General features: G+C 71.1%; 5 protein-coding genes. 2 read left to right on the forward strand and 3 right to left on the reverse strand.

Annotated features, from left to right (window positions below; genetic code table 11):
• Nucleotides 1-2: 2 nt before the first annotated feature.
• From HW577_RS04515 to recG, 3 genes are all read right to left on the reverse strand, one after another.
• Nucleotides 3-731 carry an ABC transporter permease gene (locus HW577_RS04515; RefSeq protein ID WP_198374873.1) on the reverse strand — a complete coding sequence of 243 codons (729 nt, stop codon included), beginning with the start codon at nt 729-731 and terminating at the stop codon, nt 3-5.
• Entirely contained in the window at nt 731-1,462 is a 732-nt protein-coding gene (locus HW577_RS04520; protein ID WP_198374874.1) for an ABC transporter ATP-binding protein, read from the reverse strand. Before HW577_RS04520 ends, HW577_RS04515 begins: the two co-directional genes overlap by 1 nt.
• 102 nt (nt 1,463-1,564) lie before the next feature.
• A complete protein-coding gene (gene recG, locus HW577_RS04525; RefSeq protein WP_198374875.1) occupies nt 1,565-3,688 on the reverse strand; it encodes an ATP-dependent DNA helicase RecG in 2,124 nt (707 codons plus the stop codon).
• A 27-nt stretch (nt 3,689-3,715) separates the two neighbouring features.
• Between recG and HW577_RS04530 the strand changes: the two genes are divergently transcribed.
• Together HW577_RS04530 and mfd are read left to right on the forward strand one after the other, a co-directional pair.
• Nucleotides 3,716-4,015, forward strand: coding sequence for an FAD assembly factor SdhE (locus tag HW577_RS04530; RefSeq protein WP_198374876.1), 300 nt, complete (start codon nt 3,716-3,718; stop codon nt 4,013-4,015).
• A complete protein-coding gene (gene mfd, locus HW577_RS04535; protein WP_198374877.1) occupies nt 3,970-7,458 on the forward strand; it encodes a transcription-repair coupling factor in 3,489 nt (1,162 codons plus the stop codon). Before HW577_RS04530 ends, mfd begins: the two co-directional genes overlap by 46 nt.
• Nucleotides 7,459-7,896: the final 438 nt, after the last annotated feature.

Here is a 7,896-nt window from a genome sequence, read left to right on the forward strand (position 1 = left end):
GTTCAGTCCGCCTTCCGGTGGTCGAGCACGACCGCGTTCACGAACAGGAAGAAGCCCATGAAGGAGGCGAAGAAGACGATGTCGCGCAGCGCGATGACGCCGCGCGTGATGCCGTTCAGCCGTTCCGTCAGCGACAGGCCACGCGCCACCTCTGCCAGCGCGGGGATGCGGTGGGAGAGGAACTCCGTCACCACCGGCGAGCCCGCCGCGGCGAACAGGAAGCAGACCGCGACGGCGAGGACGAAGGCGATCACCTGGTTCTTCGTCATGGCCGACATGGCGGCGCCGATCGCCAGGTATGCGCCGGCGACCAGCAGGCAGCCGGCATAGCCCGCCAGGATCACGCCATTGTCCGGATCGCCCAGGTAGTTGACCGTCAGCACCAGCGGGAAGGTCAGCACCAGCGCGATGGCGCAGAAGGCCCAGGCGGCGAGGAATTTCCCGACCACCGCCTGCCACTGCGGCAGCGGCAGCGTCAGCAGCAATTCGATCGTGCCGAGCCTCCGTTCTTCCGCCCACAACCGCATGGTCAGCGCCGGCACCAGGAACAGGAAGAGCCAGGGAACGAAGGTGAAGAAGGGCCCGAGGTCGGCCTGCCCGCGCTGAAAGAAGCCGCCGATGGTGAAGGTCAGCGCACCGGACATCATCAGGAAGATGACGATGAACACATAGGCGACCGGGGTGGCGAAGTAGGCGGCGAGTTCCCGCCGCGCGACCGCGATGGCACCCATCACGCCGCCTCCGCGCGCTTCGTCGTCAGGTCGCGGAAGACCTGTTCCAGGGTCTTGCCCGGCGCCTCCAGCGCCTTGGGCGTGGAATCCGCGAGCACCTTGCCATGCGCGATGATGATCGCGCGGGTGCAAACGGCGTCCACCTCCTCGAGGATGTGGGTCGAGATCACGATCGCCTTCTCCGGCGCCATGCGGCGGATGAGTTCGCGCACCTCGTGCTTCTGGTTCGGGTCGAGCCCGTCGGTCGGTTCGTCCAGCACCAGCACGGGCGGGTCGTGCAGCAGGGATTGCGCGAGGCCGACGCGCCGCTTGAAGCCCTTGGACAGCGTCTCGATCGGCTGCAGCCGCACGCCTTCGAGCTGCGTCATGGCCATGGCCGCCGCGATCCGGTCCGCGGCCTCTCCGCCGCGAAAGCCGCGGATGCGAGCGACGAAGCCGAGGAAGGCGGCGACCGTCATCTCGGGATAGGTCGGCGCGCCTTCCGGCAGGTAGCCGAGCGCGCGCTTGGCCGCGACCGGCGCATCGACCACGTCATGGCCGCAGATGCGCGCGGTGCCGGCTGTCGGCGTCACGAAGCCCGCCAGCATCTTCATCGTCGTGGACTTGCCGGCGCCGTTGGGGCCGAGGAAGCCCACGACTTCCCCGCGGCCGACGCTGAACGACACGTCGTCCACGGCCGTGAAGGCGCCGAAGCGCTTGGTCAGGCGCTCGATCTCGATCAAGGCGGCCAAGGCCGGATCTCCCCTCTGGTTGACCGTTCCGGACAGAAGCCTCGTCGGGCGGCGGGCGATTTGACGCGCCGGCGCCCCGGATGCAACCCCCCGGGGCCGTTCTCAGCCCGCGTCGAGTGGCGCCATGCTCATGTCGTGGCCGAACAGTGCGAGGACCTGCCGCGCGGCGCGGCCGCGCGGGCCGGTCAGCGCGGGGTCCTTCTGCAGCAGCAGTTCCGCGTCGCGATGGGCGATCTCCACCAGCCGGGCGTATTCCTCCGGATCCTCCCGCGGGTCGAGCAGCCTTGCCCCAGGCAGGCCGGCCTGGCGCGCACCCAGTGCGTCCCCGCCGCCACGTTGGCGGAGGTCCTCCTCGGCGATGACGAAGCCATCCTCCGAATCGCGCAACACGAGAAGGCGGCGCTTCTCGCCCTCGGTCAGCCCGGGGGAATGGACGAGCAGGCAGGAGGAAGGGCGGGTGCCGCGCCCGACCCGCCCGCGCAGCTGGTGCAGCGCGGCGAGGCCGAAGCGCTCCGCCTGCTCGATCAGCATGATCGTCGCCTCGGGCACGTCGACGCCGACCTCGATGACCGTGGTCGCGACCAGCAGGCGGGTGCGCCCCGTCGCGAAATCGGCCAGCGCGGCTTCGCGCAGGTCGATGTCCTGCATCCCGTGGGCGAGGCCCACCATCCCCGGGAAGCGCGCCGAGAGTTCCGCGAAGCGATCCTCGGCCGCGACCGAATCGTCGCGCTCGGACCCGCTGATGGCGCGTACGACCCAGTAGGCGCGATCCTCCCGCGCCAGCGCCTCCCCCAACCGGGCGACGATATCCGGCAGCCGGTCCTGGCTGACGATCCGCGTCGTGATGGGCTGGCGGCCAGGCGGCTTCCCGGCCAGCCGGCTGACCGCCATCTCCCCCCATTGCGTCAGCAGAAGGGTGCGCGGGATGGGTGTGGCGGTCATGACCAGGAGGTCCACCGCCTCGCCCTTCTCGGCTAGCATCAGGCGCTGGGCGACGCCGAAGCGATGCTGCTCGTCCACTACCGCGAGACCGAGGTCGCGGAACTGCACCCCTTCCTGGAACAGCGCATGGGTGCCGAGGACAAGCGGGATCGTCCCGTCCGCGAGCCCGGCCAGTACGCGCTTGCGCTCCTTGCCCTTCACGCTGCCGGTCAGCAGTGCGACGGGCACGCCGGCCGCCCCGCACAGCCGTTCGAAAGTGCGCAGGTGCTGGCGCGCGAGCAGTTCGGTCGGCGCCATCATCGCCGCTTGCGCACCGGCTTCGGCGGCGCGCAGCATGGCCATCAGCGCGATCAGCGTCTTGCCGGCGCCCACATCGCCCTGGAGCAGGCGCAGCATCCGGCGCGGCGCGGCCAGGTCGGCGTCGATCTCGGCGATGGCCTGGCGCTGGGCTTCGGTCGGCTCGAAGCCGAAGGCCGCGAGCGCCTTTGCCCGCAGCGCGCCATCGCCGGGCAGCGCGCGCCCCGGCCGTTCGCGCGACCTGCGGCGCACCAGGCCGAGCGCCACCTGTCCCGACAGCAATTCGTCATAGGCCAGGCGCTTGCGCGGCGGCTCGCCCGGCTCGGCCTGCGGTGCCTGCAAGGCCCGCAGCGCGGCGGCGAAGCCCGGCCAGCCCTCGCGCCGCAGCAGCGGCCCGTCCTGCCATTCGGCGAAATCGGGCAGCAGCGGCAGTGCCGCCCCCATCGCGCGCGTCATCTGCGGCAGGCTCAGCGCGCCGGTCAGCGGCCAGACGGGCTGAATGCGCGGGATCGTCTCCTCCCTTGCTGCGACCTGCGGGTTCACGATGACCCAGTCGCCGTCTTCTTCCTCCCTGACCGTACCGGCGAGCCAGCGCGCCGCGCCGACCGGCAGTGCCTTTTCCGCCCAGGCCTTCTGCCAGTTCATCAGGAAGGCAGTGAGCCGCTCGCCGCCGGCCTCGCAGCGCACGCGGACGTATGGGCGCCCCTGCGCCGACCTCCCCGCCTTGTGCGAACCGACGACGACCTGGACCAGCACGTCCCCATCCGGCATCGCCTCGGACGGGCGTTCGATGCGCCGGCGCAGCAGGTAACGCTCGGGCAGGTGCAGCAGCAGGTCGAGCACGCGCGGCCCGCCGGCGGCCTTGGCGATCAGCCGCGCCTCGTTCTCCTTCACCCCCTTCAGCGCGGCGATGGGCACGAGCAACGGCGCCAGCGCATCGGCGCTCTGCATCCGTTCCGGGTCTAGCTGGGCTGACACGATTCCCATCGGCCTCTATATGCCAGCGCGACCGCCATGCCCGAACCCCAGGATCTCGACCCGCGCCGCCGCCGCCTCGTGTTCCGCGCGCTTCATCGCGGGACCAAGGAAGCCGATCTCATGATCGGCGGCTTCGTCCAGCGCAACATCGCCGCCTTCTCGGAGGCCGAGCTCGACGCGATCGAGGCGGTGCTCGAGCATTGGGACGTGGACCTCGCCGACTGGCTGTCCGGCCGCCGGCCCATCCCGCCGGAGGCCGACACGCCGATGCTCCGCCGCATGGCCGCTGAATGCGGGCGCACGGGCGCCGGCGTGCCGCCAGGGGCGGCGCGGTGAGGGCCGTTCCGGTCCACGGCGCCCCCGAAGGCTTCGACGCCCTTCTGTTGTGCCGCCGCCGGGCGGAGACTTCGGTTCCGGTGGTCCATGTCTGCCGCGACGATGCCCGGATGGCCCGGATGGCCGAGGCGATCGGCTTCTTCGCGCCCGAGGCGGAGGTGCTGCGCTTCCCCGCCTGGGACTGCCTGCCCTACGACCGCGTCTCCCCCAACCCGGAGATCGTCGCCGAGCGCGTCGCCACGCTGACGCGGCTGCTCGAGCCGCCCGCCCGCCCGCGCATCCTGCTGACGACCGTCAACGCGCTGGCGCAGAAGGTGCCGCCGCCGGCGACCTTCCAGGGTGCGACGCTGCACCTGAAGAAGGGCGGGCGCGTGCAGCCGGAAGCGCTCACCGCCTTCCTCGAAGCCAACGGCTACCACCGCACCGGCACGGTGATGGAACACGGCGAATACGCCGTGCGCGGCGGCATCGTGGACCTGTATCCGGCCGGGGAGAGCGACCCGGTGCGCCTCGATCTGTTCGGCGACGAGATCGAGGATCTGCGCCGCTTCGACACGGCGACGCAGCGCAGCGGCAAGGTCGTCCCCGAACTCCGCCTGCGCCCGGTGGGGGAGGTGTTTCTCGACGAGGCCTCCCGCGCGCGCTTCCGCACCGCCTATCGCGACCTTTTCGGCGCGGCGGCGGCGGACGACCCCTTGTATGTCTCGGTGAGTGCCGGCCGGAAGCATCCGGGCATGGAGCACTGGGCGGGCCTGTTCCATGAGGGCATGACGACGCTGCTCGACTACCTTCCCGGGGCGAGCGTCAGCTTCGACCATCAAGCCGAGGATGTCGCGACTGCGCGCTTCGAGATGGTGGTCGACCATTACGAGGCGCGCCGCGTGCCCGTGCGCGTCGCGGAAGGGGAGGTACCCTATCGTCCCGCGCCACCCGCGACGCTGCATCTCGACCGCGAGGGGTGGGAAGCGATGCTCGCGGGCGGACCGGTGCTGCAGTTCATCCCCTTCGCCAAGGCGGAAGGCGGGGCGGGGATCGAGGCCGGCGGGCGCCCGGGGCCACTGCTGACCGAGGCGCGCACGGCGGGCGAGAATGTCTTCGCCGCCTATGCCGGGCTCGTGGCGGGGCAGTTGAAGGCCGGGCGGCGCCCGCTCCTTGCGGCCTGGACCAAGGGCTCGCGCGAAAGGCTCGCCAACCTGCTGCGGGAGAACGGCCTCGCCGCCGCGCCGGCGGACGACTTCCACGCCGCGCGGAAACTTCCCGAGGGCGTGGTCGGCCTCGTCGTGATGGGGCTCGAACGCGGCTTCGTCGCCGAGGGCCTCGCGGTCACGGCCGAACAGGACATCCTCGGCGAGCGCATCGCCCGCCCGCCGCGCCGGCGGCGCCGCGCCGATCAGTTCATCGCGGATGCGACCGAGATCGCCGATGGCGACCTGGTGGTACACCAGGACCATGGCATCGGCCGCTACGAAGGGCTCGTCACCATCGAGGTGAACGGCGCGCCGCATGACTGCCTGAAGCTCACCTACGATGGCGGCGACCGACTGTTCGTGCCGGTCGAGAACATCGAGATCCTCTCGCGCTTCGGTACCGAGACGGCGGGGGTCGCCCTCGACAAGCTCGGGGGCGTCTCCTGGCAGAACCGCAAGTCCAAGGCGAAGGCCCGCATCCGCGACATGGCGGACGCGCTGATCCGCACAGCGGCCATGCGGCGGATGAAGGACGGCGTGCTGGCCACGCCCCCGGAAGGGCTGTGGGACGAATTCTGCGCCCGCTTCCCCTTCGCCGAGACCGAGGACCAGTCGCGCGCCATCGCCGATGTGCTGGAGGATCTGTCCGCCGGGCGGCCGATGGACCGGCTGATCTGCGGCGATGTCGGTTTCGGCAAGACCGAAGTTGCGCTGCGCGCCGCCTTCGTCGCCGCCATGTCCGGCAGCCAGGTGGCGGTGGTGGTGCCGACGACGCTGCTCGCGCGCCAGCACGCGCGCACCTTCACGGCACGTTTCGAGGGCTTCCCGCTGCGCGTCGCGCAACTCTCCCGCATGGTCACGGCCAAGGAGGCGGCGGAGGTGCGCGAAGGGCTGAAGGCCGGCGAGGTAAACATCGTCGTCGGCACCCACGCGCTGCTGGCCAAGGGCATCGAGTTCGACAATCTCGGCCTCGTCATCGTGGATGAGGAGCAGCATTTCGGCGTCAAGCACAAGGAAGCGCTGAAGTCGCTCAAGGCCGACGTGCATGTGCTGACGCTGACCGCGACGCCCATCCCACGCACGCTGCAACTCGCGCTGACCGGCGTGCGGGAGATGAGCGTGATCGCAACGCCGCCCGTCGATCGGCTCGCCGTGCGCACCTTCATCATGCCCTGGGACCCGGTCGTGCTGCGGGAGGCGATCCAGCGCGAACGCTTCCGCGGCGGCCAGGTCTTCTGCGTCGTGCCGCGCATCGAGGACATGGCGAAGGTCGCCGAGCGGCTGGCCGAGATCGTCCCCGAGGCGCGCACCATCCAGGCGCATGGGCGGCTGTCGCCGACCGAGCTCGAGCGCGTCATGACGGAGTTCGGCGACGGGCGGCACGACATTCTTCTCTCCACCAATATCGTGGAGAGCGGGCTCGACATGCCGGCGGTGAACACGCTGCTGATCCACCGCGCCGACATGTTCGGCCTGGCCCAGCTGTACCAGCTGCGCGGGCGCGTCGGGCGCGGGAAGCTGCGCGGCTATGCCTACCTCACCTGGCCGGAATCCCATCGCCTGTCGGGGGCGGCGCAGAAGCGGCTGGAGGTGATGCAGACGCTCGACAATCTCGGCGCCGGCTTCACCCTCGCCTCGCACGACCTCGACATCCGGGGCGCGGGCAACCTGCTGGGCGAGGAACAGTCGGGCCAGATCCGCGAGGTCGGCATCGAGCTCTACCAGCAGATGCTTGAGGAGGCGGTCGCCGACATCAAGGCCGGGCAGGGGAAGGATGGTGGCGCGTCCGAACGCGACTGGACGCCTCAGATCAACCTAGGCCTGCCTGTGCTGATTCCGGAAACCTATGTCACCGACTTGCCGGTGCGCCTCGGCCTGTATCGCCGCATCGGCGCGCTGGCGTCGGATGCCGAGACGGATTCGATGGCGGCCGAACTCGCCGACCGCTTCGGGCCGGTGCCGGCCGAAGTCGAGAACCTTCTCGCCGTCGTCTCCATCAAGCGGCTTTGCCGCGATGCAGGGGTTGAGAAGCTCGATGCCGGCCCGAAGGGCGTGGTGCTGTCCTTCCGCGGCAATCGCTTCGCGGATCCGGGCGGGCTGGTGGCCTGGGTGCAGGCGCAGAAGGGCGCGGTGAAGCTGCGCCCGGACCACAAGCTCGCGCTGCTGGCGGAGATGGACCTTCCGCAGCGGGTCAAGGCGGCGCGACAATTGCTTGGCGCGCTGGCGCGCGTCGCGCTGAGGGCCAGGGCCGCCTAGGGTTCGGCGCGCCGGGACCCACCCGGCCCTCACCGTCAGGGAGCCAGCCTGGTCCCAGGGGCCGCCCAGTAACGCCCGATCGGGGCCACCAGGCGCCGAATGCCACGAAGCATGGTCGGGACGTGCCTTTCGGGCTGCGATACTCCGCGAGGGAGCACCGTCACGCCCCCCCCCCGCACCCACTGGCTGGTTCCGCGGGCGCGTCTCGCCGGCCGGCCCGCGGGTTGCCAGAGGCCGGGCAGGGCCCTAAGCCGAAGACCGTTCCGACAGAGGCCCGCGCATGACCTTCACGCTGCCCCCGGCCGCCCGGCATCTTTCGCTCGCGGCCGCCGCCATCCTGCTTGCCGCCGGGGGACCCGCGCCCGAACGCCGCACCGTGCCGCGCGCGCAGGTCGCGCCAGCGGCCGCCGCCGCTCCGGCATCCGAGCCCGCGCCCGT

The sequence above is a fragment of the Neoroseomonas rubea genome (genome assembly GCF_016106015.1).
GTDB classification, from domain to species: domain Bacteria; phylum Pseudomonadota; class Alphaproteobacteria; order Acetobacterales; family Acetobacteraceae; genus Neoroseomonas; species Neoroseomonas rubea.

Bases quoted from the DNA above. Each gene is read 5' to 3' on its own strand.
- HW577_RS04530 (WP_198374876.1), top strand. From the start codon at position 3,716: ATGCCCGAACCCCAGGATCTCGACCCGCGCCGCCGCCGCCTCGTGTTC.
- mfd (WP_198374877.1), top strand. From the start codon at position 3,970: ATGCGGGCGCACGGGCGCCGGCGTGCCGCCAGGGGCGGCGCGGTGAGG.
- HW577_RS04515 (WP_198374873.1), bottom strand. From the start codon at position 731: ATGGGTGCCATCGCGGTCGCGCGGCGGGAACTCGCCGCCTACTTCGCC.
- recG (WP_198374875.1), bottom strand. From the start codon at position 3,688: ATGGGAATCGTGTCAGCCCAGCTAGACCCGGAACGGATGCAGAGCGCC.